Source organism: Cutibacterium nasicola (assembly GCF_051303185.1).
In the GTDB taxonomy this organism is placed as follows: domain Bacteria; phylum Actinomycetota; class Actinomycetes; order Propionibacteriales; family Propionibacteriaceae; genus Cutibacterium.
In genome coordinates, this window is the sequence record NZ_JBPPGE010000005.1 from 91,283 (window position 1) to 117,214 (window position 25,932).

22 protein-coding genes and 1 pseudogene are annotated in these 25,932 nt (G+C 61.4%); 7 read left to right on the forward strand and 16 right to left on the reverse strand.

From position 1 onward, the window contains the following. Window positions 1-14 precede the first annotated feature (14 nt). Window positions 15-1,013: a DUF3644 domain-containing protein gene (locus tag ACSJJT_RS09405; protein ID WP_435918049.1), complete on the forward strand. Its 999-nt coding sequence runs from the start codon at window positions 15-17 to the stop codon at window positions 1,011-1,013. A 167-nt stretch (window positions 1,014-1,180) separates the two neighbouring features. On the opposite strand, the gene ACSJJT_RS09410 is transcribed toward ACSJJT_RS09405, so the two are convergent. From ACSJJT_RS09410 to truB, 16 genes are all read right to left on the reverse strand, one after another. Then, window positions 1,181-1,360 carry a hypothetical protein gene (locus tag ACSJJT_RS09410; RefSeq protein WP_435918050.1) on the reverse strand — a complete coding sequence of 60 codons (180 nt, stop codon included), beginning with the start codon at window positions 1,358-1,360 and terminating at the stop codon, window positions 1,181-1,183. A gap of 48 nt (window positions 1,361-1,408) precedes the next feature. Beyond that, window positions 1,409-4,279, reverse strand: coding sequence for a restriction endonuclease (locus tag ACSJJT_RS09415; RefSeq protein ID WP_435918051.1), 2,871 nt, complete (start codon window positions 4,277-4,279; stop codon window positions 1,409-1,411). A 39-nt stretch (window positions 4,280-4,318) separates the two neighbouring features. Further along, window positions 4,319-6,010: a ribonuclease J gene (locus tag ACSJJT_RS09420; RefSeq protein WP_435918052.1), complete on the reverse strand. Its 1,692-nt coding sequence runs from the start codon at window positions 6,008-6,010 to the stop codon at window positions 4,319-4,321. Between the two features lie 10 nt (window positions 6,011-6,020). Further along, window positions 6,021-6,560 (reverse strand): lysophospholipid acyltransferase family protein, encoded by a 540-nt coding sequence (locus ACSJJT_RS09425; protein ID WP_435918053.1) that lies wholly within the window; start codon window positions 6,558-6,560, stop codon window positions 6,021-6,023. Window positions 6,561-6,656: 96 nt separating this feature from the next. After that, window positions 6,657-6,812, reverse strand: a complete 156-nt coding sequence (locus ACSJJT_RS09430) for a hypothetical protein (protein WP_435918054.1) — start codon at window positions 6,810-6,812, stop codon at window positions 6,657-6,659. Continuing rightward, a complete protein-coding gene (locus ACSJJT_RS09435) occupies window positions 6,802-7,713 on the reverse strand; it encodes a glycosyltransferase (protein WP_435918055.1) in 912 nt (303 codons plus the stop codon). The genes ACSJJT_RS09430 and ACSJJT_RS09435 overlap by 11 nt, the downstream gene beginning before the upstream one ends. A gap of 208 nt (window positions 7,714-7,921) precedes the next feature. Further along, window positions 7,922-9,661 carry a pyruvate dehydrogenase gene (locus tag ACSJJT_RS09440; RefSeq protein ID WP_435918056.1) on the reverse strand — a complete coding sequence of 580 codons (1,740 nt, stop codon included), beginning with the start codon at window positions 9,659-9,661 and terminating at the stop codon, window positions 7,922-7,924. A gap of 107 nt (window positions 9,662-9,768) precedes the next feature. Continuing rightward, complete coding sequence (locus tag ACSJJT_RS09445) at window positions 9,769-10,584, reverse strand: DUF2993 domain-containing protein (RefSeq protein WP_435918057.1); 816 nt, start codon at window positions 10,582-10,584, stop codon at window positions 9,769-9,771. A 16-nt stretch (window positions 10,585-10,600) separates the two neighbouring features. Beyond that, window positions 10,601-11,341 (reverse strand): 4-hydroxy-tetrahydrodipicolinate reductase, encoded by a 741-nt coding sequence (gene dapB, locus ACSJJT_RS09450; protein ID WP_435918058.1) that lies wholly within the window; start codon window positions 11,339-11,341, stop codon window positions 10,601-10,603. A 177-nt stretch (window positions 11,342-11,518) separates the two neighbouring features. Next, the gene (locus ACSJJT_RS09455; protein ID WP_435918059.1) at window positions 11,519-13,726 is read right to left on the reverse strand and encodes a polyribonucleotide nucleotidyltransferase; all 2,208 of its coding nucleotides are present in this window, start codon (window positions 13,724-13,726) and stop codon (window positions 11,519-11,521) included. Window positions 13,727-14,031: 305 nt separating this feature from the next. Further along, window positions 14,032-14,295 (reverse strand): 30S ribosomal protein S15, encoded by a 264-nt coding sequence (gene rpsO / locus ACSJJT_RS09460; protein ID WP_435918060.1) that lies wholly within the window; start codon window positions 14,293-14,295, stop codon window positions 14,032-14,034. Window positions 14,296-14,555: 260 nt separating this feature from the next. Beyond that, on the reverse strand, window positions 14,556-15,488 hold the full coding sequence (locus tag ACSJJT_RS09465; protein ID WP_435918061.1) for a bifunctional riboflavin kinase/FAD synthetase: 933 nt from the start codon (window positions 15,486-15,488) through the stop codon (window positions 14,556-14,558). A 105-nt stretch (window positions 15,489-15,593) separates the two neighbouring features. Next, window positions 15,594-16,601, reverse strand: a complete 1,008-nt coding sequence (locus ACSJJT_RS09470; RefSeq protein ID WP_435918062.1) for a glycine betaine ABC transporter substrate-binding protein — start codon at window positions 16,599-16,601, stop codon at window positions 15,594-15,596. 82 nt (window positions 16,602-16,683) lie between these two features. Next, window positions 16,684-17,550, reverse strand: coding sequence for an ABC transporter permease (locus tag ACSJJT_RS09475; protein ID WP_069102739.1), 867 nt, complete (start codon window positions 17,548-17,550; stop codon window positions 16,684-16,686). A gap of 5 nt (window positions 17,551-17,555) precedes the next feature. Continuing rightward, complete coding sequence (locus ACSJJT_RS09480; protein WP_435918063.1) at window positions 17,556-18,887, reverse strand: quaternary amine ABC transporter ATP-binding protein; 1,332 nt, start codon at window positions 18,885-18,887, stop codon at window positions 17,556-17,558. A 332-nt stretch (window positions 18,888-19,219) separates the two neighbouring features. Then, entirely contained in the window at window positions 19,220-20,107 is an 888-nt protein-coding gene (gene truB, locus ACSJJT_RS09485; RefSeq protein ID WP_435918064.1) for a tRNA pseudouridine(55) synthase TruB, read from the reverse strand. Window positions 20,108-21,112: 1,005 nt separating this feature from the next. On the opposite strand from truB, the pseudogene ACSJJT_RS09490 reads away from it, so the two are divergent. The 6 genes and pseudogenes from ACSJJT_RS09490 (at window position 21,113) to ACSJJT_RS09515 (ending at window position 25,930) form a co-directional block, all read left to right on the forward strand. Next, window positions 21,113-23,006 (forward strand): annotated as a pseudogene (locus ACSJJT_RS09490) (BglG family transcription antiterminator). 12 nt (window positions 23,007-23,018) lie between these two features. Beyond that, entirely contained in the window at window positions 23,019-23,525 is a 507-nt protein-coding gene (locus ACSJJT_RS09495) for a transcriptional regulator GutM (RefSeq protein WP_202725535.1), read from the forward strand. Between the two features lie 83 nt (window positions 23,526-23,608). Then, a complete protein-coding gene (gene srlA / locus ACSJJT_RS09500; protein ID WP_069102735.1) occupies window positions 23,609-24,187 on the forward strand; it encodes a PTS glucitol/sorbitol transporter subunit IIC in 579 nt (192 codons plus the stop codon). Window position 24,188: 1 nt separating this feature from the next. Then, the gene (srlE, locus tag ACSJJT_RS09505) at window positions 24,189-25,238 is read left to right on the forward strand and encodes a PTS glucitol/sorbitol transporter subunit IIB (protein ID WP_202725536.1); all 1,050 of its coding nucleotides are present in this window, start codon (window positions 24,189-24,191) and stop codon (window positions 25,236-25,238) included. Between the two features lie 27 nt (window positions 25,239-25,265). Beyond that, window positions 25,266-25,634 carry a PTS glucitol/sorbitol transporter subunit IIA gene (locus ACSJJT_RS09510; protein WP_069102733.1) on the forward strand — a complete coding sequence of 123 codons (369 nt, stop codon included), beginning with the start codon at window positions 25,266-25,268 and terminating at the stop codon, window positions 25,632-25,634. Then, window positions 25,631-25,930 carry an HPr family phosphocarrier protein gene (locus ACSJJT_RS09515; protein ID WP_202725537.1) on the forward strand — a complete coding sequence of 100 codons (300 nt, stop codon included), beginning with the start codon at window positions 25,631-25,633 and terminating at the stop codon, window positions 25,928-25,930. The genes ACSJJT_RS09510 and ACSJJT_RS09515 overlap by 4 nt, the downstream gene beginning before the upstream one ends. The last annotated feature ends 2 nt before the right edge of the window (window positions 25,931-25,932 follow it).

Consider the following 25,932-nt stretch of genomic DNA (forward strand, 5'->3'; position numbering starts at 1 on the left):
TGGCTAGACCGTACGTGTCACACAAGAAGCTCTGCGACAATTCACGCGCCGCGATGCTCGCCGCGATCGAGGTCTACAACAAGCCGCAGACAACGTACCGGGAGCAGGTTGTCACCGTCTTGGTCGTCAATGCGTGGGAACTCATTCTAAAGGCGGCATTGCGAAAATCCCGGAAGAATATCTTCTACAAGAAGAAGCGCGGAGAGGACTACAGATCCTTCTCTCTCGAGCGCTGCCTAGCCGACATGGAAGCATTCCATTTGTGGCCAGACACCGTGGACGGGGACGGCGTACGCGCCAACCTGCACGTTCTTACCGATTACCGAAATAAGACCATTCACCTATACGTCTCCGAGGACCTGGGCACGATCCTCTACATGTTCCTGCAGCAGAGCATCATCAATTACCGGGACTTCGTGCTTACGGTCTTTGGCAAGGACCTAGCGGACGACATCACGTGGACATTGCTACCGCTAGCTGCCACCACGCCCAGCGAAATGGTCAGATCACTGCGGGTGGACGGAGATGGCGGATCTACACAAGTCGTAGAGGAGTTCATCGGCGACCTACGCCGGATCATCGCCGAGGCGGAAGACCTTGGAGCTGATATGGGTCGCATCGCAGTGGTGCAGGAATACAACATGCAGTCAGGCAAGAAAATCAGTCGCGCTGACTTCCAAGTCGCTATCAACTCCGACGCCACTGCCACAGTTGTACAGCGGAAAACCGACCCCAATGAAACGCACCCGTACTCAGCAACAGAACTGATCGACCGAGTGAACCGTTCTAGGAAGGTCGGAAGGAAGCTAACTAGCCATGACCTGACCTGCATGGCCTGGAAGTACCAGCTGCGTGAGGACGGCACGTACGTCTGGCGAGGCAAACACAACCAAACCTGCGTTTGGTCGGGAGCCGCGCTGAGCTTTCTGAAGAACAAAACCGATGAAGAATACGAGCAAGTACGCGAGGAATACAAGAACTACCTGCGGGAGAAACGACACGGGAAGAAGTAGGGCGAACACCCCCTGATACATTTTGACGCCACGGCTTCCAGTGCTCCTGGTGGGTACAAATGGTGCCGTAGCTCAGGCGGAAGACGCCCGAACGCCCCTGTCATTACTACCGCGAGAATGCTCGCGAGCAGCACACGGATTCCCTAGATCCTGCCTTCCAGCAGGTTTTAAGCGGCTAACGCGTACTCGCACACACCGTTATCTCGTATCAATAGCGACAACCAACGTTTGCCGACAATGACCCTGATCGGGGTGGCAAGCTGGGTCTCGATCCGAGCATTGTTGGCCGGGATGAGGCTGGTGTCGGCTTTGTCCCCGTCCTCACTGATCTGGAAGGTATCGGTCAATGTGGCACCACCAAAAGGCTGGTAGGCAACCTTCGCCGCCTCGACACCCTACTGTTCAGCCAGCAGGGACTGGTAAGTGGTCTCGACGTTGACGCAGGCAATGTAGTAGGCAAGCAACATGATCTCGTTGCACCACAGCTCGCCCGCATGTCCGTCGACGCCATATTTGCGCTCCAAATCCGCCGGATCGATAATCCCCGATTGCAAGAGCCGGACGATGAACGTTCCAGCGCCGGTGAATGGGTCGAGGACGTGAACCCCCTTGTCAGTAAGGCCGAAGCCGAACTGCTCATGGCATATCTGATCGGCGGCACGCAAAATGAAGTCGACCACCTCGACCGGGGTGTAGACGACTCCGAGGCTAGCGGCCTGAGTGGGGAAGGACTTCTTGAAGAAATCCTCGTAGAGCCGGTGGATAACCGTCTGCCGACCCGCCGGACTCTCGACCGTTGATGCGGAGCGACGCACCGAGGCGTAGAAACCGGCCAGCGCGTCAGTCTCGGCCTGCAGCCCCTGCCCCTCCAGGGCAGTGATCATGCGTTGCATACTCACCGATACCGGGTTGGTGTGCGCAAAGCTGCCGGTGGGAAATAGCGCGTCGAACACCGGTTGGGTGATGAGGTGCTGGGACAGCATGTCAATCGCACCGTCGACGGTGATGGAGTCGTTAATTGTGGCCTGCAACCCGGAGAGAAAGGTGTCGAACTCACCAGCCAGCGGACCATCGGTGGCGCGGGCCTGCGCCAAGATACTCGTGATGCGGGTGACCTGGTTGGAATGGATGTGAACGACATCGTCGGCCCAGGAATCCCAGTAGTCGCGCTCGCCGACCTTCTTGACGATCCGCGCGAGGATCGCGTCACGCATCTGGCTTTGGAACAGCATCGGCTGGATGGCAGCCCGCGAGCCGTTGGTGTCGTGACCGGTGTCGGGAGCGGTGCCGCCGAAGACACTGATGCCGATTTTGCCCTTGGTGTCCTTGTCCAGATCGATGGAGTTGATCATCGCGTTGAACCGGTCGTCATGGGCGCGTAGGGCATTGAGGACGTCCCAGACCACTTTGAATCGTTTGTTGTTGTTCAGGGCTTTCTCAGGTGATTCGCTGGAATCGATCGCAACTGGGAGGATGACGTAGCCGTAGTCTTTGCCGGGGGCCTTCCGCATGACGCGGCCCACCGACTGCACGACGTCTACCAGGCTGTTGCGCGGTGCCAGGAACAATACGGCGTCCAGGGCAGGCACGCCGACGCCCTCCGACAGGCAGCGGGCGTTGGACAGGATGCGGCACTCTCCTTCCGGGATGGGTGCCTTGAGCCAGGCGATTTCGTTACCACGATCGAGGGCGTTCATCGTGCCGTCGACGTGGTGCGACGCCACCTCCAGTGCAGGGGTGTCGAGGCCGCCATCAGCCGAGAGGGCCTCCGTGACCTGCGGGAACGTGGCGGCGAAGGCCTTGGATGCCTTGATGCTTTGGGCAAATGCGACTGCACGCTGCATCGGCACCGGGTGGGGCCCGAAGTCCATATCGGTTGTGCGCTTGGCTAGACCGTTCCAGCAACCGATGATCCGGGCGGCATCGTCCAAACCGATCTCGCCGGTCTCATCAGCAATCTGGGACTGGAAGGTGTCGGCAATTGCCGCGTTCTCTACGCACAGGATCATGACCTTGTAGTCGGCAAGCAGATTACGCTCTACGGCCTCCCCGAAACCCAAGCGGTGGAATTCGGGGCCGTAGAGGGACTCGTCATCCATCGAAGCCAGCACGACGGAGTTTTCCTCGGCCTTCTTCTTTGCCTCCTGACCATAGATGCGAGGAGTCGCCGTCATGTACAGCCGCTTGGCGGCTGGCAGATAGGTGTTGTCGTGCACCTTGACGAAAGCGGACTCGTCCTGGCCGCCGACAAGGGAGGCACCGGTGGTTCGATGGGCCTCGTCACACAAGATGAGGTCGAACTGCTCACCCGAGATGCGCTGGGCCTGGGCGACGACGTCGATGGACTGATAGGTGGAGAACACCACAATCATCTGCTTGCCCCGGCGGCCACCGACCGCCATCTGTTCGGCAAGCCGGGCCGCGTCCGTGGTGGGGATGGGGATGTCGTGGGTGGTGATGTCCTCGGCCTTCCTGGAAGCCCGGGTGTCGGAGCAAACCACCATGGGCCGGATAGTCGTCTGGGACTGGGCCATCCATTCCTGCAGGGTCTGAGAAACCAGGGCGATGGAGGGGGCCAGGAAGAGTACCTTGAGCCGACCGCCATTCTCGGCGCACATCTGTTCTGCAAGCTTCAGTGAGGTGAACGTCTTGCCCGTACCGCAGGCGCTGATCCACTTGCCTCGGTCGTGGGTCTGGAATCCCTCGTGGATCTTGGCGAGGGCCTCCTTCTGGTGGGGACGCAGCCCGTAACGCACAGCTCGTCGTGGCTCGAAGTTCAGGCTGTCGCGGGACTGCTGCATCCAGTCGATGGGGGACTCGGCGATCTCGGTCAGGCCGATGCGCTGGACGGGGATGGACTGATCCTCGAGCGCTTTCTCTGCGTGTGTCGACCACTGATCCGTGGCTGAGATAATGATGCGGTTAGTGAACCATACGTGGTCCCATGCCTTACCCGACGCCGTGAAGAACGAGTCAATGTCTTGCTTCTGTAAAGCGTGGCCAGGGTCATAGAACTTGCACTGGATCGCTGTCCACTCACCAGTGGAGCGATTACGGGCCACTAAGTCGATACCAGAGTCGTGGGTGTTCTCGTTGTGGACCCATTGGGGCCAGGTGCGTACCTCGTCATATTCGGATGACAGCGTCGGGTCCGTCGTCTGGAAGTAAGACACCATGAGGTCCTCAAAGCGCGCCCCCCGCCGCGCCGCCGAAGGCTCTTGCCGGAACTGCTCAATAACATGATGGACAGTAGTTCGAGTAGCCACCCGATTCTCCTTGTACAGTCGGCTCCAGCGTCGAAGACCTCAGATCTTGACGACAACCGGCACGATCATCGGTCGACGCCGCAACGACCGTGCGACCCACCGGCCAATGGTCCGACGGACCACCTGCTGCAACCGGTGGGTGTCGTCCATGCCACCCTTCATGGCGTTCTCAAGCTCGGTGACGATCTGGTCGGTGATTTCCGCGAAGACTGAGTCGTCCTCAGCGAAGCCGCGAGCCTGAATCGCCGGACGGGACACCACAGTGGCCGAGCGGGTGTCGACCGCGGTGACGACTGACAAGAATCCCTCCTCCCCGAGGATCCGACGGTCGGTGAGGGTGTCCTCGGTGAGTTCACCCACCCCAGAGCCATCGACGAGGATGTAGGAGGCGTCGATCTTGCCCACCACACGCGGTACCCCGTCAACGAGGTCAATAACCCCGCCGTCTTCAACGAGGACGACGTTCTTCTCATCGACTCCGGTGGCCTTGGCCAGGTCGGCGTTGGCGACCAGATGACGCACCTCACCGTGAATCGGCATGACCGCGCGCGGACGCACGATGTTGTAGGCGTACAGCAGCTCGCCCGCCGCGGCGTGGCCGGAGACGTGGACCAAGGCATTGCCCTTGTGGACGACGGCCGCACCGAGCTTCGTCAGACCGTTGATGACACGGTAGACGGCGTTCTCGTTGCCAGGGATGAGGGAGGAGGCCAGCAGGACGGTGTCGCCCTCCCCCACCTCGATGTCGCGGTGCTCACGGTTGGCGATTCGGGCCAGGGCTGACAGTGGCTCCCCCTGGGACCCGGTCGAGACGATGACCACCTCGTTGTCACGGTAATGATCAAGCTCACGCAGCTCGATGACGGTGTTGTCCGGCACATGGAGGTAACCCAGTTCCTGAGCCACCGCCATGTTTCGGACCATGGATCGACCGACGTAGCAGACCTTGCGGTTGTGGCGGACCGCCATGTTGAGCACCTGCTGGACGCGATGCACGTGAGAGGCGAAGCAGGCGACGATGAGCTTCTTGTCCGCCTTCTCGAAAACCCTCTCGATGGCCGGCTCGATCTCGGTCTCGGACTTCACGAAGCCCGGCACCTCGGCATTGGTGGAATCGACCATGAACAGGTCGACACCTTCTTCACCAAGACGTGCGAAGGTACGCAGGTCGGTGATGCGGCCGTCCAGCGGCAGCTGATCCATCTTGAAGTCGCCGGTATTGATGAGGGTTCCGGCGTCAGTACGGACGCACACTGCCAGAGCGTCAGGGATGGAGTGGTTGACGGCAATGAACTCTAGGTCGAACTGTTCGCCGACCTCGGCGACGTCGCCTTCGTGAACAACATTGAGCTTGTATCCCCTGATGCGATGCTCACGCAGTTTCGCCTCAACCAGCGCCAAGGTCAGCTTGGACCCGTAGATCGGGATGTCGGGACGACGTTTGAGCAAGTAGGGCACGGCCCCGATGTGGTCCTCGTGGCCGTGAGTGAGCACCAGCGCCTTCACCTTGGCCAGCTTCTCATCGTCGAGGTAGTCCAGTCCTGGCAGCAGCAGGTCGACGCCGGGGTGGTCATCCTCCGGGAAGAGCACCCCACAGTCAATGAGAAGGATCTCCCCATTGATTTCGTAGCACGACATGTTGCGTCCGACATCTCCCAGGCCGCCGAGGGGAATGATGCGCAGAACGTCCGGTTGCAGGTCCGGGGGTGTCGTCAATCCAGTATTAGCCACGGCGTGAAGCCTATCGGGAAACTCCGACAGCTTCGCCCCGATGTGTCCTGGCCGCTTCATCAAGGGCCTGGGAGACGAAGTTCTCAGCTCGTTGGCGCAACTCCTCCCTGGCCTGGCGTCGTGGCAGGGTCTCATCGGCATACATCGGCGGCCCCACCTTGGCCTCCAGCTGCGGACGCCGCCACTTGACTCCGAGCTTCCGCCCGGACCGCACCAGTGCCACTGGCACCACCGGGGCACCGGTGCGCACCGCGAGGGCAAAGGCCCCTGGACGGAAGGTCCCTGCGGAGGTCTCGTAACAGGTGATGTCTCCCTCTGGATAGATGACGACGCAGTCACCGTCGGCCATTGCCTGCGCATTGGCCGAGAAGAAACCGCGTACGTCAGAAGAATCAACCGGAATCGTGCCGAAAGCTCGCAGGATGAGCCCGGCCACCGGGATACCGAAATTGGAAGGTTGGGAGTTGAACCTCAGACTGATCTCGCACCAGGACCAGGCAGTCGAAATCGTGGACGTGATTGCTGACGACGATCGTCCCCGGCTCCACATGGTGGTGTCCTCGTCGACGAAAGGCAAAAGCCACCCCGGTGAGAAGCATAGCAGCTGGGCCGACAATCGTCAGATAGGCCAAGCGTTGGACCTTCGTCATGCAGTCGGCTCCGAAATGGCGGCGTCAAACATCTCGATCAGCAATCGAGCCGACCTGTCCAGGGCATACTCCTGACCACAGCGCGCCTGGGCCTTGCCCGCAGCCTCACGTTCCCTCGGGCACTCCAGCCACCAGTCGATGTCAGCCGCCATCCTCTCCGGATCGCGGGGGCGGGCACAGTCCGTGCTCGGGGACACGACAGAACTGGCTGGTCGCCGACAGCGGGCTGTCGACGATGAGGCAGGGCAACCCGACCGAGGACGCCTCCAGGGCAGCCAAGGACTCGATCTCGACGTCGGAGGGGTGGACATAGAGGTCGGCGGCTCGCAGTTCAGCGATGAGGTCCTCCGGACGGTCGTGGCTGACGAAGCAGGCGTCAACCCCAGTGCGTTCGGCTCGCCTCTGCAACCATTCTCGCTGCGGCCCTCGACCGGCGACCACCAGACGGATCCGATCGCGATGTCGAGACCGGGCAATGGCGTCAACGAGGACCTCGATCCTCTTCTCGGGCGAGAGTCTGCCGACAGCCATGATGATGGCGGGACCGGGGCCGCCCAGGATCCACGTCTCGCGTGGCGGGCCGGGCCGAAACTCTGGCGGTACCCCGTTCGAAATGACGTGAAGGTGCTGTTCGTAACCGTGACTGCGCAGCTGATCGGCGATGAATTCACTGGGAGCATGGATGTGGGACACGTCGTGGTAGAACGCCAGCCACAACATGCGATAAATGCGGTCGGCAAGGCGTCGAGCGTTGGCCAGGTGCACGTTGTAGGTGATGTTCTCAGGCTGGATGTGGAAACCCGCGGTGACGGGAACACCGGCATGCTGCGCCACGTGTTTGGCACAAGCCCCCAATAGCGACGGCATGACGACATGCACGAGGTCAGCCTCGGCCACCGCTGAGGAGACAATGGCCCTGACTGGGCGCGCGAGATCGACGTTCTGAAGGTCAGCCAGGTGGGTGATGAGCGGCAGGTAGAGGACGGGCACGCTGACCACGGGGATCCCGCGAGTGCTGGGCACCGGGGTCGACTCGACGCTGAGTAAACGCACCTCGTGACCCTGGTCACGCAATGCGTGGGAAAAACGAAGGGTCGAGGCCGTCGTCCCATTTCCTGGTTGGAGGAAGAAGGATCTTCATGCGGCAGCACCACCGCTGTTCATTGCCTGCATTGACGCCATCCAACCTCGGTCCCGTGATCCTGGTCCGAAAATGCCTGTGGGGCCCGTCCTCGTCGGACGGACCCCAAAACGTGATCTCTCAGAATCTTGGGATGTTACGCATGTTCGAGGTGGCCATCGAGACGGCCTCACCGGCACCACGGTTTAGCACGATCTTGCTCATGGCGGTGGCGAACCCAATCATCTGCTCACCCTTGATCTCCGGCGGCAGGGACAGGGCGTTGGGGTCGGTGAGCACCTCGACCAAGGCCGGTCCATCGAAGTCCAAGGCATTCTTGAGCGCACGACGCACGTCCTTCGGATCGTCGACACGCTCAGCGTGGTACCCGATCGCCTTGGCGACCCCGGCATAGTTCACGTCGTGGACGTCGGTGCCGAAGTCGGGCAAGCCATTGACGAGCATCTCCAGCTTGACCATGCCAAGGGTGGAGTTGTTGAAGACGATGACCTTGACCGGCAGGTTGAGCATGCGAGCCGTCACGAGCTCGCCGAGCAGCATCGACAGACCACCGTCGCCGGAGACCGAGATGACCTGACGGCCCGGATGGGAGGCCTGCGCACCGATGGCGTGCGGCAAGGCGTTGGCCATCGACCCGTGCAGGAAGGATCCGATGAGACGACGGGTGCCCAGCGGATCGATGTAGCGGGCAGTCCACACATTGCACATGCCGGTGTCGGCTGTGAAGATGGCGTCACGATCGGCCAGCTCGTTGAGGACGTGGGCGACGTACTCGGGGTGAATCGGCTTCATGCGTTCGACATTGCGGGTGTACGAACCGACAGGGGCCTTCATGATCTTGGCGTGACGCTTGATGGTGGCCTTGAGGAACTTGTCGTCATGGCGCTTGATCAGCGGGGTGACGGCATTGCACAAAGCCTTGACGTCGGCGTGGATCGGGAAGGACACGTCGGTACGACGGCCCAACTTCTCCGGACGGTTCTCGACCTGAACCGTGAGGGTGTTCGGCAGGAACTGGTTGTAGGGGAAGTCGGTTCCCAGCAGGATCAACACGTCGGCGTCGTTCATGCCCTCGGCGGCGGCACCGTAACCCAGTAGGCCGGTCATGCCGACGTCAAAGGGGTTGTCGTACTGGATGAAATCCTTGCCACGCAGGGAGTGACCGATCGGGGCCTTGAGCTTGTCAGCCAGGGCCAGCACCTCGTCATGGGCGCCCTCGACGCCTGCGCCGGCGAAGATGGCGACCTTCTTGACGTCATTGAGCAACGTGACGAGCTGGCGGACGTCCTCCGGGTTCGGCTCGACGGAGGGACGACGGCTCGGGATGAAAACCGGGGATGCAGCGGCAGCCTTCTTGTCGGTGATGTCGCCCGGAAGGGTCACGACTGAGACGGTGCTGCCCGCGACCGCATGGCGAATGGCCGAGTTGAAGACGCGGGGAGCCTGTTCAGGGGTCGAGACCAGCTCGCAGTAATCGGAGCACTCCACGAAAAGGCGATCCGGATGGGTCTCCTGGAAGTAGCTCATGCCGATCTGGACGCTGGGGATGTGTGAGGCGATGGCCAGAACCGGGACCTGGGAGCGGTATGCGTCGAACAAACCATTGATGAGGTGCAGGTTGCCCGGACCGCAGGATCCTGCGCAGACAGCCAGCTCGCCGGTCAAGGTTGCCTCGGCAGCAGCGGCGAAGGCCGCAGCCTCCTCGTGACGAACGTGGACCCAGTCGATACCGCCCTTGACAGAACCGCCGGTCTTGCGAACTGCGTCAACGACGGGGTTCAGGGAGTCACCGACGATACCGTAGATCCGTCGCACCCCCGCATCGAGGAGCTGTTGGACGAGCTGTTCGGCAACATTCATGAAAGGGACCTCCACGGAACTGACGACATGGGATGAGCGGCCGAGCGACCACTGATCAGGATATGACTTCTTCGCCTAGGCTCACCTCATCATTCGCGCCCAGCGGATCACTTGCCGGTGAGGTCGGACAGTTTCACCTCTGTCCCGACAAGGGAAAACTCCAATCCTTTCGGCGTCGCCTCGAGGGATTCGTAATGCAGATTGCCCAAATCGGGGAGGGTGAATCGCTCAGTGATGCCTTCCAGAATGGGCTTGAGCAGGATGTCCGGAATCGCAATACCATCCAAGCTCGCCGATGGACTCGTCAACGTCACCCGCCGCGAGGTGGCCTCGACGCCAGGGACGGCTGAGATGCTGACGCCCACTCGGGCTCCCAGAACCGACATGTCGCGCACGATGGTCACCGTGCCGTTGTCCCCGGTGTCGTTGTTGTAGGTGATCTTGCCGCCTGCCAGCCGAGAAAGCTCAGACCAGTCGACCCGGCCAGTTGCCGACGCTGTCTCGGCGACTGTCCGGGATTCCTCACGGGCCTGACGGATCCCGTTGGCGTGGATGTCCACGTCATGGAAGGTCACCGTCGTCTCGTCCCGAGCGACGGTCGCCGTCGGTATGGTCGCGTCAAGCCCTTGGAGCTCGTCAGTCAGCAGGACTCCGAGGAAGGGGCGATTGCGGATTGTCACACCGACGCTCGACTCGTCCGCCCCGAATGACTTCGCAATGTTGGCCGCAACGTCCTTCTCGCTCCTGGCCCGGAAGGTCTGATCGGTGATCACTGCCGCGACCGCGACCAACGCGATGACGACGACAACGATCAGCCACGTGATGAGGCGGTGGGGGCGACGAGCACGTTCGACCGTCACCATCGCCCCGGGATCAATCTGAGGCCTTGGCGGCAGCACCTGAGTCGGCTCGGATGGCGTCATCGAGAAGTCAGGACGCTCATTCAAGTCCGAGCAGCCCTTCGATGCCGATGGTCAGTCCCGGAAGGTCAAGGACACCGCGCACGCCGGTGAGAACGCCCGACATGAAGGAGACCCGATCCATCGAGTCATGCCGAATGGTGAGGGTCTCCCCCTCGGCTCCGAAGAGCACCTCTTGATGGGCAACGAGGCCACGCAGACGGACGCCGTGGACGTGGACCCCGTCAACGACGGCTCCGCGAGCCCCGTCAAGCTGACTCTGGGTGGCGTCCGGGACATCCCCCATGCTGCCCTCCTGACGAGCAGCGGCGATCTTGGCGGCGGTGGTGCGGGCGGTGCCGGAGGGGGCGTCAACCTTGTTGGGGTGGTGCAGCTCGATGACCTCGACCGACTCGTAGAACTTCGCGGCCTGCTCGGCGAAGTGCATCATGAGCACGGCACCGATGGAGAAATTCGGGGCGACCAGGCAGCCGGTGTCGGGATGGTCGGCGAGCTGGTTGCGCAGCGTCTGGTAGCGGTCCTCGTCAAAACCAGTGGTACCGACAACGGTGTTGATCTCGTGGTCGATGGCCCAGGCGAGGTTCTCCATCACGGCGTCGGGGGTGGTGAAATCGACGATGACGTCGGCACCCTCAGCGGCTGAACGATCATCACCACTGTCAATGGCGGCCACGAGCTCGGTGTCCTCGGCCTCCTCGAGGGCCTGGCACACCGAAGCCCCCATACGTCCCTTGGCTCCGAAGACGGCAACCTTGATCATCTGGACCTTCCTTCCTGACGACAGCGCCTGTCCGGGCGCCGCGTCCAGACTACCCAGCTGTTCTGACGTTCCCGAGGACTGGTCATCCGCGCATGAAGAACGGGCTGCCCTGGCGAAAGTGCCGGGGCAGCCCGTCAATGTCAGTCCTTCACGGGATCAACAATTCAAGGAGATGACTCACTCCTCGGTGTCGTCGTCCTCCTCATGGGACGCCAAGACCAGGGAGAGCTTGCCACGGTCGTCGACCTCGGCAATCTCAACCTCGATCTTCTGACCGACCGACAGCACGTCCTCAACGGCCTCGACGCGCTTGCCGTCGTTGAGGTCACGCATCTTGGAGATGTGCAGCAGACCATCCTTGCCAGGCAGCAGGGAGACGAAGGCGCCGAAGCTCGTCGTCTTGACGACGGTACCCAGGTAACGCTCGCCGACCTCCGGCATCTGCGGGTTTGCGATGGCGTTGATCATCGTGCGGGCGGCCTCGGCAGAATCGCCGTTGTCGGCACCGATGAAGATGGTGCCGTCATCCTCGATGGAGATGTTGGCGCCGGTGTCATCCTGGATCTGGTTGATCATCTTGCCCTTGGGACCGATGACCTCACCGATCTTGTCGACCGGGATGTGCACGGTGATGATGCGCGGCGCGGTCGGAGCCATCTCGTCAGGAGAGTCGATGGCGTCGTTCATGACCTCGAGGATGGCGGTGCGAGCCTCCTTGGCCTGTGTGAGGGCACCAGCCAGCACGTCCGCGGGGATGCCGTCGAGCTTGGTGTCCAGCTGCAGGGCCGTGACGAACTCGCTGGTACCGGCGACCTTGAAGTCCATGTCGCCGAGGGCGTCCTCGGCACCGAGGATGTCAGTGAGGGCGAGGTACTTGGTCTTGCCTTCCTCGTCGGTCTCGCTCATGAGGCCCATGGCAATGCCGGCGACCGAGGCGCGCAACGGCACACCAGCGTTGAGCAGGGCGAGGGTCGAGGCGCAGACCGAACCCATTGAGGTGGAACCGTTCGAGCCGACGGCCTCGGACACCTCGCGGATGGCGTAGGGAAACTCCTCACGGGTTGGCAGCACCGGGATGAGGGCGCGCTCGGCAAGGTTGCCGTGGCCGATCTCGCGACGCTTCGGGGAGCCAACACGGCCGGTCTCACCGGTGGAGTACGGCGGCATGTTGTAGTTGTGCATGTACCGACGGGTGGTCTCCGGGGACAGGGTGTCGAGTTTCTGCTCCATGTCGAGCATGTTGAGGGTCGACACGCCCAGGATCTGGGTCTCGCCGCGCTGGAAGAGGGCAGAACCGTGCACGCGCGGGATGACGCCGACCTCAGCCGACAGGGCGCGGATGTCGCGGGGCCCACGACCGTCGATACGCACACCCTCGTCAAGGACACGCTTGCGGACGATCTTCTTCATGACGGCCTTGAAGGCGCCGGAAATCTCGGCCTCGCGCTCCGGGAAGGCCTCGGCGAGCTCAGCCTTGATGCGGGTCTTGAGCTCGGACTCGGCCTCCTGACGCTCCAGCTTGGCAGCGATCTGCTCAATGCGGGAGAGCTCGTCGGCAGCCTTCTCCTCGACGGCGGCGTAGACATCGTCCTCGTAGTCCTTGAAGACCGGGAAGTCGTAGGTCTCCTTGGGCAGCTTGGTGGCCAGGGCAACCTGTGCGTCGCACAGCACCTTGATGAAGGGCTTGGCGGCTTCCAGACCGGTGGCGACGACCTCCTCGGTCGGAGCTGTGCGTCCACCACGGACGAAGTCCCAGGTGGCCGGGGTGGACTCGGCCTCGACCATCATGATGGCGACGTCACCGTCGGCAAGGACGCGACCGGCGACAACCATGTCGAAGGTCGACTCCTTGCGCTGCTCGACGGATGGGAAGCACACCCACTGGTCGTCAATGAGTGCCATCCGGACGCCGCCAATCGGACCGGAGAACGGCAGACCAGCAAGCTGGGTGGACATCGAGGCGGCGTTGATGGCGACGACGTCGTAGTAAACAGCCGGGTTGAGGGCCATGACGGTCACGACGACCTGGACCTCGTTGCGCAGACCCTTGACGAAGGAGGGGCGCAACGGACGGTCGATGAGACGGCAGGCGAGGATGGCACCCTCGGACGGGCGTCCCTCACGACGGAAGAAGGAGCCGGGGATACGTCCGGCGGCGTACATGCGCTCCTCGACGTCAACCGTCAGCGGGAAGAAGTCGATGGAATCGCGGGGAGTCTTGGCAGCCGTGGTGGCCGACAGCAGCATGGTGTCACCATCGAGGTAGACGGCGGCGGATCCGTCCGCCTGCTGGGCCAGCAGTCCCGCCTCGAAGCGGACGACGTGCTTGCCAAATTTTCCATTGTCGATGATGGCCTCGGTGAATTCGAGTCCGGGTCCCTCCACAGGGATGTCCTTTCGCAGGGCCGACCGCCGCCCGCTGGCGCTCCAGAAGGCGCCTCTTGTACAACCACACCGGTCTTCGATCGAAGCCGCCGGGACAGTGCCCCGGTGGCCACTACCGAGGACCCATGTGTCATGGGGAGGCAGTCGACGGTTACAGTGAATCTAATTGTGATCTTGAGTCTACGGCATCTGTGGCCCATCCCACGAATCATGGTGTCGTGCCACGAAGTGGCAACGATGCTCCTGGACATGCGAAACGGGGCGCCCCGAAGGGACACCCCGTCAATTCGGTCGATCCGTGACGCTCAGCGACGCAGACCGAGTCGAGCGATGAGCTCGCGGTAGTGCTCAATGTCATTCTTCTCAATGTAGTTGAGAAGACGACGACGCTGACCAACCATGAGCATCAGGCCACGACGGGAGTGGTGGTCACCCTTGTGGACCTTCAGGTGCTCGGTGAGCTCAGCGATGCGCTTGGTGAGGATGGCGACCTGGACATCCGGGGAACCGGTGTCTCCGGGGTGGGTTGCGTACTCTTCGATGATCTTCTTCTTCTCGGCAGCATCCATCTCGGTGGGTTCCTTCCTGTCCGTTGCGCGGCGTCCCCGACGCTCGTATTGCAGGGGACTCTTCCAAGGCCGCGGCCGATCTGACGGCAACTGGGAAAGAGTATCATCTCGTCCCCACAGAGCGCGAATTCAAAGCCTGGACGACCGGTCACGACTGAATGACCTTTCGATACGTGGTCAGGGAGAACATGGCCCACTGGGTAGCCCCACGACGTTCACACCCGCACCGGCCCATGAACTGCCGGACGTCATTGCCAGCCTCAGGCCAGGATCTTGCGAGCCGCGTCGACATCGTCGGTCATCTGCGAGATCAGCGGCTCGACACCGTCGAACTTGATCTGCCCACGCAGTCGCTCGGCAAAGGTGACCGTGACGTCAACCCCGTAGAGCTCGAGATCATCGCGATCGATGACGTAGGTCTCAACTCGGCGCTCGAGACCATCGAAGGTCGGGTTGGTCCCCACCGAGATCGCAGCGGGAAGTCGGCGACCAGCGTCCGGACCACTACTGGGTTCCAACCATCCGGCGTACACCCCGTCAGCAGGAACGGCACGCCCTGCCGGCAGGACGAGGTTCGCCGTCGGGAATCCCAGTTCGCGTCCGCGCTGGTCGCCCATGACGACGACGCCACCAACCTCGAAGGGGCGTCCGAGCAACTCGGCGGCTTCCGCGACATCGCCAGCTGCCACCACCTCGCGAACCCGGGTTGACGACACCGTGACACCGGACATGGCGACGAGATCCATGGCATGGACCTCAAAGCGGCCCCGGCCAATCTCTGACAGGGTCTGCGGAGTGCCCACGGCGTGACGTCCGAAGCGGAAGTTCTGGCCCACCAGGACGTGCTCGGGCTGCAGGGGGCTGATCATTCGCTCGACAAAGGCCGCCGGGGACCAATCCGCGATCTCCGGGGTGAAATTGACCACGCGCACCTCACTGGCACCGGCCTCCTTCAGCCAGTCAATGCGTCGCTCCAGCAGGCACAGCAGGGCCGGAGCCTGATCAGGGGCGAGGACAGTCAGCGGATGGGGCCAGAAGGTGACGACAACAACGCAACCGTCCGGGTCAAGCCTCTTGGCCTGTTGGACAAGGGCCTGGTGGCCACGGTGCACACCATCGAAGTTTCCGATGACGACGGTTGGCGATTGCTCGGGAACAGACACGCTCGGCAGTCTATGGCGCCAACTGCCCATGACCCGAATTCGAAAATCATCACTGCGCGTCGCCCTCGTGGAATATGTAGGCGTCCCACCGCGTCATGACGCGGTGGGACGCCTACATATGCGGTCCGTAGCCACTCAGCGCTCGGTGAGTTCACCGGACTTGAGCTTGTCGACCCACGCCTCGTTGTGCGAGGTCCACTCCGCCACGGCCTTCTCCTGGTTCTTGCCACCGTACTTGTCCGCGGAGAACATGGTGTCCTCAAGATCGGAAAGCGTCTTGTCGTCGAAAGCCATGTTGCGCATCAACTGAGCGGCCTTCGGGAAGTCCTTCTCGAAGCCCGGACGAGCGAAGCTGTAAATCACCTCAGCGTCGCCCAGGGCGTTCTTGGGATCCTTGAGGTCGCGGATCGGGAACGCGCCGTAGGCCCAGTGCGGACGCCACAGCGTCACCGCGATGTCACGTTTGGCGGCAGTGGCCTTCTTCAATTGGGACAACATCGCCGGCGTTGACGAGATCTTGAAGTTGATGTTCTTCAAACCGTACTTCGGGATGGCCGAATCCTTGGTGGCCTTCGTCAGTCCGGCGCCTGCCTCGATGCCATAAAGGGTATTGCCGTACTCATCACCCATCGACTTCAGATCGCCGATGGTCTTCGCCTTGGAGTCCTTGTTGACGGCGATGGTGAGTTTGGCGTTGTCGTACCAACAGCCAAGGTTCTCCATCTTGTCTCCGTAGCGCTTGACGTAGTCGGCATGAGTCAGGGGAAGCCAACCGTCGGTGATGAGGTCGATGTCCCCGGCGACAAGTCCGGCATAGCCTGGACCGGCGTCAAAGCCCTTGATCGTCACCTTGTAACCGTCCTTCTCCAGGACGTTCTTGATGATCCCGGCGGTGGCGAAGGACTCATCCCAGCCATTGAAGGCGCCAATCGTGATGTCCTTCTTGCCATCGGCCTTCATGGACGTCGTGTCCTTGGATCCGTCGCCCGGGGTGCAGTCGGCCCACTTCGTGTTGACATTGTCGGAGGCCGTGTCAGAGCTGCCGGACTCTCCGTTTCCGCTGTTGGAGGCATCGCATCCAGACAGGGTCAGGGCACCCATCGTCAGGATGGAGGCCACGGCGATGAACTTGCGTCGAACCATACTTGTACTCCTCATTGTTACCTCGTGTTCATGTTCTGCATGGGACTCAGTCGTCCTATTGGGTTCAGCTGCCCTGTTGTGATCAGTTGGCGCGCTGTGCCCGGGCGAGCGAGGTGCGATTGGCCAGTCCATTGGTGATGCGGTCCAGGTAGACGGCCACGATCACCACTGCCAGTCCAGCCTCCATGCCCAGACCGATGTCGACCTGGGACAGGGCTGCGACGACGTCACCGCCAAGACCACCGGCACCAACCATGCCCGACAGCACGACCATGGACAGGGCCAGCATGATGACCTGGTTGACGCCGGCCATCACCGTCGGCATGGCCAACGGCATCTGGATACGCCACAGGATGTGACGCGGACTAGCACCGAAGGCTGCGCCGGCCTCCACCGTCTCGGTGTCGACGCCGCGAATACCCAACTCGGTGAAGCGCACGCCAGGCGGCAGGGCGAAGATGATCGTCGCGATGGCACCGGGAACTTGGCCGATTCCGAAGAGGACGATGACCGGAACCAAGTATGCCAGCGAGGGCATCGTTTGCATGAAGTCGAGAATCGGCTTGATGATGGCCGAGAAGCGTTTCGACTTGGCTGCCCAGATACCCAACGGGATCGCCAGGATGAGGGCCAGGATGACGGCCACAACCACCAGCGCCAGGGTCTGCATGGTGTTGTTCCACTGATCCATCGCCCGGACCAGGTAGAACCCAATGAGGGCGAACACTGCCACCTTCCAGTTCGCACAGGCCCAGCCGATGGCGGCGAAGACGACCAGCATGACCAGATACAGCGGCTTGGACAGGACGAGGTTGAGCCCGTCGTACATACCGCCGATGACGACGTTGGTGAAGGTGATGAGCCAGTCAAAGGCGTGCTGGAACCAGTCGAAGAAGGTCTCGATCCAGCTTCCCAACGGAATACGGGGGTTGACGAAATTGAAGCCCATCTCGATCAGGCCTCCTTCTCGATGGTCGGAGTGGACGCAACCGTCGCGGTCATCGTCTGGTCAGCTGGTGGAAGACCAACGGGGTCTCCGACGCCCTTGATGACGGGTAGCTTCCCGGTGTCCTCCAGGGACATCACGGATCCCTCGGACACCTTGTCCTGGGAACGCGACATGGAGTCGAGCAGGGCGACTCGGGAAATGACTCCCATGAGGTGGAAGTCCTCGTCGACGACGGCCAGGGGCACTCGTGCGTCCTTGGACGGGGCGAAAAGATCGGACAATGGGGTGTCCGTGCGAACGGTGAGGATGCCGCCGGTCTCGACGACTCCAGCAATGCTGCGATCGCCACGACGAGCAGCCTCGATGACCTCTTGGTCACCGACCATGCCGAGCAGACGGCGGTGCTCGTCAACGACGAAGACGCCCGCCCAGTCGTGTTGGTCCATGATGCGCTGGACCTGGCGAGGATCTGCCGACTTGGAGACGATGGCCTCTGTCGGGCGCATGACCGCCGATGCCGTGAGCACTCGGCTGCGGTCGACATCCTGGACGAAGTCAGCGACGTAGTCGTCGGCCGGTTGGGTGAGGATCTCGTCAGAGGTGCCGATCTGGGCGACACGACCATTGCGCATGACCGCGATGTGATCGCCGAGGTACATGGCCTCGTTGAGGTCGTGGGTGATGAAGATGATCGTCTTGTTGAGAGTGCTCTGCAGCTCGAGGAGCTGGTCCTGCATCTCGCGACGGATGAGCGGGTCAAGGGCCGAGAAGGCCTCGTCCATGAGAAGGATGTCGGTCTCCGCGGCCAGAGCGCGAGCCAGACCGACTCGCTGCTGCATACCACCCGAGAGCTGATGGGGGTACTTGTCACCCCATCCCTTGAGACCCACGGTGTGCAACCACTCATTGGCCTTCTCGAGTCGGTCCTTCGACTTGAGCTTGCCCTGCAGCTTCAGCCCGTAGGCCGCGTTCTCGCGAACAGTCAAGTGAGGAAGAAGGGCAAAGTGCTGGAAGACCATCGACACATGGTCGCGACGAAGCTCGCGCAATTGGGCGTCGTTCATGTCGGAAACGACCTTGCCGGCGACCTCAACAGTGCCCTCGGAGGGCGCCCACAGCCCATTGATCATCCGGATGAGAGTGGATTTTCCGGACCCCGACAGGCCCATGACGACGAAGGTCTCACCTTTGGCAACCTTGAAGTTCACGTCGATGACAGCCGCAGTGCCGAGAGATGCCAGATCTTCTCGAGACTCACCTGCCTTGAGTCTTTCGATCACTTGTCGCTCGTGTTTACCGAAAACCTTGTACAGGTGGGATGCTCGAACCAAATCCACGTCGTACGTTACCTTTCGTATTGACGATTGGAAAATAACTCAGGCGGCGCAACAAACACCACGGCCTCACGCCACGGCGATATCAGACACCGAAATGATGGGCCGACATCAGCACAAAACAACTTTTTTATGATATCATGCAAAATCGCCACCCGCAAGCACGAATATCTTTAATTACAGAAGTAGAATTGTTGTGAGACTTATACAACTATGGCATGGGCACACACTTATACGCGGGTAACATTGATGAGCGCGCCAACAGCCACGTCAACGTTGCGCCATGTCTGGGGCCGTTGTGGGGCGTTCTCCCTCACGTGGTTCGTTCCCGGCCATCAGACCAGCACGCATATTGCGCGACTCTGAGCGGGATGGTCGTCATCGGGACGATACAGCGCCAACAATTCACCGTTTCTGGAAACCATTGCGGTCACTTCCGATGGCACAACGAAATGTAGGGGTCTTCCAACCCGGATAGCGGCTTCTTGTTCCGCCGTGAGGTGGACGATGGGGAAACTCAGCCGAGCAGCCTCAGCCATCGTCATCGGGACGGGGGGAACGGCATCTGCCGCGAAAACATCTGAACATGCGGTGCTCAGATCAAAAGGCCCGACACGGGTGCGACGCAGCGCCGTGAGGTGTCCCCCGACTCCAAGATCGGCACCCACGTCGCGAGCCAGCGCCCGAACATAGGTTCCCGAGGAGCACGTCACCTTGACGTCAACGTCAACAACGTCACCCTGCCGTCGAATACCAGTCGCTTCAAATCGAGAAACGGTGACGGCACGGGGCTGCAAGACGACGTCCTCGCCAGCTCGTACCTTGGCGTAGGCACGCTGGCCGTCGATCTTGATCGCACTGACGGCAGTGGGAACCTGCTGGATGTCCCCAGTCTGACGCGACATTGCGGCACGGATGGCCACGTCGTCAATCACCGAGGCGTCGGTGGTCGCGGTGACGTCTCCCTCGGCGTCGTCGGTGACAGTGCTCTCCCCCAGCCTCATCGTGGCGGTGTAGTCCTTGTCGTGCAGGGACAGGTGGCCCAACAGCCGAGTTGCACGATTCACCCCGACAACGAGGACCCCGCTGGCCATCGGGTCGAGAGTCCCAGCATGACCGACCTTGCGGGTTCCCATGAGACGACGCACCTGCCCGACGACCTGGTGGGAGGTCACTCCGGCGGGCTTGTCGACGACGAGGACGCCAGACTGGAGAGTATTCATCGGAACCAGTATCCCGACCCAGGAGGGCTCCAACAAGCTGGCCTGCTGCAAAGGTGCGCGATAACTATGTACGAGGCCATTCTTCTGGGCATTAACTTCTCTGACCGCGTGGGGCAGCCGCGTTGCGACATGCACTAGGCCGCCAGAGTTCAGAGTCACGGCGCCCCCTCGGCAGTGTTTCGAGCTGACAGTCAAGTGCCTCGAGGGTTCAGCATCATGCCGACACCGCCAGTTGGACAGTCATCATGGGGGGAGAGGACCTCACAGCGTGCCTTCAAACTCACACACCATGTCAGGACCGCCTTACCCTTCATAATCGACACCGTCGTCAACCCAACGGAGCAGAGGGCAAGTTGCCCCGCCCCGTGCAGAGCGATGATCGACGCGGGGATCTCTTACTGACGTCAAGAAGGTGTTTCGATTCGGTTCACCAACTGCACGGCGGGGGTCGAATCCGGAAGGTCTGCTCCGGTAATAGCATCAATGCACCTTGCGTCGCACAAGCAGCCGGTGGCGTGGGAGTAGTCGGTAACGTTGGACCGCCAATCGGCGCTCACTGGAATGTCGCAGCTGCCGTGCAGAATCCCCAAGAAGACCAGTCAGAGTCCTGCATCGTACTGCAGAGCCCTGGGCCTGGTAGCTATCGAAAACCGCACGCCTTCTATGGCGCGTCGACTCAAGCAGCCAACCGCAGAGGGATCAAGGCCGACGGACATGCCGCATCGTCGTCCTGAGAGGATCAAAACCGGCATCAGAACAGCAAACAGCAGATCATCCTCTAGCTGACGAACAGCGAGTGTGTGCCACGACCGCACGGGGCGACTCGGGCGCTATCCCCTCCAGCAGTATGCAGCTGCGTGTGTGCCACGACCGCACGGGGCGACTATCGCGCCACTGCCTTTCCAAGAGTCGGAAAGAAACACACACAATGTTGCAAGACCGGGACGCAGGTGCGGTGTTAATTTCATGCCAACCAACGAGGTCAAGCACAAGGAGGTGATCGTCATGGACCGAGAGATGTGGATCCTCAGGCAACTGGAAACATCATTGGCAGCCTCCACCGAAGCGCTGGCAGAGCGCCTACAGGTCAGCCCTCGCACCATCACCAACGCCATCACCACGCTCAACCGTATGCTGGCCCCTGCAGCATCCGTACGTCCCGCCAACGGCTGTTACCGCCTCTACATTCTCGACCCACAGGGATACAGCCGAATTCGTGGTCATCTGGTCCGTGCCACGGACTCCCTCAACGACCCGCGTCATCGCCGCGCACAGGAGTTCAGAGTCCTGCTATCTGCCAAACACCCGGTGACCTCGGACGACCTGGCCGACATCGTCTGCACCTCCCGAGCAACCGTCCTGGCTGATGCAGCCCGATTGCGTGAAGCCCTCAAACCCCTCGGAGTACGCATTGAGGGGCGTTCGAACTGGGGTTTCAGGCTCGCCGCTAAGGAACTCGATCTGCGTCTGGCCGAACTAACCCTCTATCCCGAAGAACTCGTCGACGAGTACCCTATCGACGACGACATCGTCGCCGTCGTTGCCCGGATTACTGAGCAGGCTCACCTGTCCAGGCCATCACGTCACTATGTGCGTCGCTGGCTCACCGTCCTACTCGATCGAACCCTCACCGGCCACCCACTAGACGAGATGCCCGAGGAGTACCAACGTCTTCGCAACACCCCCGCCCACCGCATTGCTTCCGAACTCCTCGCTGAAGCTGAAAGTCTCGTTTCGACCACCTTCTCAATCAAGGAGGAACTCTTCCTCGCCATGTCGGTCGCCGGGATGCGTACCCCCGACAGTGCACAAGGTCGTCAGCTCTTCCCCGCTGACGAGGAGGTTCCCGACCTCGTCGACGCCATATTTGAACGCATCGCCGAGGTCATGCAGATCCATCTGGACGCAGACGAGCTTGCTGACGAGTTCGCTCACCACCTCACTTTCATGCTCAACCGGATGCGATTTCGCGTCACGATCGACGAGGATTCTGTGCACAGCATTCGCTATCAGTACCCGGTAGCCCACCGGATGGCCGAGATTAGCCGCGACGTCATCGAGGAACGCACCGGTATGCGTATCAGTGATTCCGAGACCGGACTACTGGCCGGCTATCACCAGGTATTCCTCGACTCTCACCGTGCCTGCCACCACCTCAGGTTGGCGATCGTCACGGCAACCGGGCGAGTCTCGGCTCACCTCATGCGAATCCAGCTCGACAAGGTGCTCCCCCACGGCACCAAATACCTCATGTTGACCGGCGACGAGGCCGACTCGTCGACGCTGGCCAGAATGGACCTCGTCGTCGCCACCCCCGATGTCGACATCACGGCCCTTGCCGTCCGTGAAGTTCCGGTCATTCAGCTCGGCCAGGTCTTCGATCCCACCGAACTCATCAGCCGGATGTCACGGCTAAACCTGCGTGGTCACGTCGATCTTCAACTCGCTGGTGCCAACTCGTCGTTACTCATGTCGATGCTGTCCCCCGACCGGTTCATGGACATGCCAGCAGGAACCGATTACTGGTCGGCGACCGAGGCCCTCGTAACCCACCTCGTCGACCAAGGCCTGGTCAACGAGTCTTTCCTGGCCACGCTACGGGCCCGCGAAGACGACGCGACCATGCTTCGGATTCCCGCACGCCACCATCCCAGGGGCCGAACGCATCGTGCTGGCGATGGCGACCATTCCGCACAGCCCAGAGCAGCCCGGCGCCCGCGTCGTCTTCCTAATGGGTGTTCCGGACAAAACCGACTACGACGACACCATCCTCGTCACTGTCTATGACGAGATCGTTCGCCTGACCAACGAGCCCGACCTGCTTAACCGGCTAAGCCTGCTCACCAGCTATGAGGACGTCTTCTGGCTCATGGCCTCCCGCCCCTGCAATTCCGTCTAACTCCGAGGAGAGATGATGTTCTGGCCCGTTCTTGCCACCGTCGCGATCATCTATGTGTGCAACGTCACCCTAGGCATGCGTCAGATGAGGAATTTCTCCATGACCTACACACTGCTGCGCAGACGCGGGAAAGTCACCATCGGCAAACAAAAGAACGCCCTGAGCCGGGGCGCCATCGTCATGTTCCTGCTCGACGATAGAGACCGTGTCGTCGCAGGCCGCCGTATGAACGGCATCACCGTTCTGGCCCGGTTCAGGGACTTCCCAGTCTTCGACGGGTTGCCTGTCGAAGAGATCAACCCTGCAACTGTACGAACTGATCGGGGAACGCAGCACGCCATCGCCAACGCCCGTGACAACTTCCTCACAGTCCGGGCCGGCGAGATCCCGGTCGAGCCCCCGACCCCGCTTATGAAAATCGTCAACCGAGTCGACGCGAAAGTCGGACACACCCGTGAACAACCCGCAGCTGTCACCCGGCACGTCGCCCGCAGACCTGGACTCACCGCCATCGACTGATCGGCTCCGCCCAACACAATTCTCCCCCGGTGCTTCCGCAGCCGGGGCCATCCCGAACGCCACCACACACGAAGGAGTTGACCATGCACTACCTAGTGGAGGCCGCCGAATGGTTCGTCGGCCTGTTCCAAGAAGGTGCGAAGACATTCGTGAGCTGGATGGGAAGCATCGTACCCCTGGTGCTTATGCTTCTCATCGCCATGAACTCGATCATCCGCCTCATCGGTGAGGACCGGATCAACCACCTCGCCCAGAAAGCCGGAAACAATCCCGTAAGCCGTTATCTTCTGCTCCCCTTCATCGGCTCATTTATGCTGTGCAACCCAATGGTGCACTCCCTGGGCCGATTCCTCCCGGAGCGCTACAAGCCGAGCTACTTCGCTTCGGCGGCCCAGTTCTGCCACACCAGCAACGGGATCTTCCCACACATCAACCCTGCCGAATTATTTATCTGGCTCGGCATCGCCCAGGGCATCACGAAAGCTGGACTACCGACCGGGCCGCTGGCGATCCGCTATCTGCTCGTTGGTCTCGTCCTCAACTTCGTCGGTGGCTGGGTGACCGACCTGACCACGAGATACGTGAGCAGGCAGCAGAAGGTCATCCTCCCCGACACCATGGACGGGAAGATCATCCATGTCGACGCCCTTGTGGAGGCCTGAGATGACCGAGTACCATTCCGTCACCGTTTCCCATGGCTCCGGCGGCTACGGCGGTCCCATTACCATCACCCCGACCGAGGCTAAACACAAGCTCGTCTACATCGTCGGCGGAGGCGTTCGACCCCCGGTCGTTGATCGCATCGCCGAGCTGTCTGGTGCCGAACCGATCAACGGGTTCAACACCTCTGTCCCCGATGAGCAGACGATGGCCGTCATTATCGATTGTGGGGGAACACTAAGGTGCGGGATCTACCCCCGCAAGGGAATCCCGACCATCAACGTCATGCCAACCGGAAAGAGCGGTCCGTTAGCCCAATACATCAACGAGTCGATCTACGTCTCCGCCGTCGACGCCGACCAAGTCCGGTTGGCCGACTCACCTACCTCCTCCACCACCACCGCTTCCCCTGCTGTAGCTGCCACCGTCGCGCCACGGTCAAAAGCCGGAACGGCAGGCACCGTCCAAGGGAAATGGAGCACTGACAAGAAGATTTCCGAGGCCGTCGCCGAGAAGAAGAACAAGACCGTCATGGACAAGATCGGCCTCGGCGCCGGCAAGGTCATCTCAGTGTTCTACCAAGCCGCTCGAGACGCAGTGCAGGCCATGCTGACCACCGTCATCCCCTTCATGGGGTTCGTGGCCATGCTCATCGGCATCATCAACGCCTCCGGATTCGGTACCTGGTTCACCAAACTGCTCATCCCACTGGCCGGCAACGGCATCGGGCTCATCGTCCTCGGCCTCATCTGCTCGCTGCCCTTCCTGTCCCCCCTACTCGGCCCAGGAGCCGTCATCGGTCAGATCATCGGAACCCTCATCGGTGTGGAAATCGGCAAACACAACATCCATCCCAGCCTGGCCCTTCCGGCGCTGTTCGCCATCAACACCCAGAACGCCTGCGACTTCATCCCGGTCGGCCTAGGACTAGCCGAAGCTGCTCCGGAAACAGTCGAGGTTGGCGTTCCCAGCGTTCTGTACTCGCGATTCCTTAACGGTGTCCCACGAGTCGCCATCGCCTGGCTGTGCAGCATCGGCCTGTACGCATCCTGACACTCAAACCTGATCCGGAGAACATCAATGTCTGTCATCTATCGCAATCAGATCTGCGCCGTCGGCTCGCAGGCCGAGTCCTTTCTCAACGAAAAAATGCTTGTCACATTCGGAGGCAAGGCACCCGACGAACTCCGCGATTTCTGTTACGCCCTACCCGAGGCGACCTCGAGCGGCACAATCGGCGTCGGCGACGTCCTCGCCATCGGCGAGCACCGCTTCCCCATCACAGCAGTTGGCGCCCTCGCACAGCGCAACCTCGACTCCTTAGGGCACGTCACCCTCATCTTTGACGGCGCCAACGGTCCCAGGCTCGAGGGAGCCCTCCACGTACGGTGCGATGGCGAGCTGCCCAGACCACAGGCAGGCAGCAGAATCCTCATCGAGTCGGCATGATCCGCACTGAGGTGACAATAGGCCACCCTGCCGGGATCCATGCCAGGGTGGCCGCACAGGCCGTACTGCTGGCCTCCGGCCACTCGGCCAGTGTCTTCCTGCGATCCTCGCGCGGGACGGCCAGTCTCACCCGACTTGCGGACCTGTTGAGATTGGACGTACGCGAGGGCGACATCGTCGAGATCCTGGCCGACGGCCCCGATGAGGTTGAGACACTGCATGAAGTCGGGACATTCCTCAGGTCCGCCACAAACGACCCCACACCACACACTGCATTAGACGAAGGGAACGATTGACC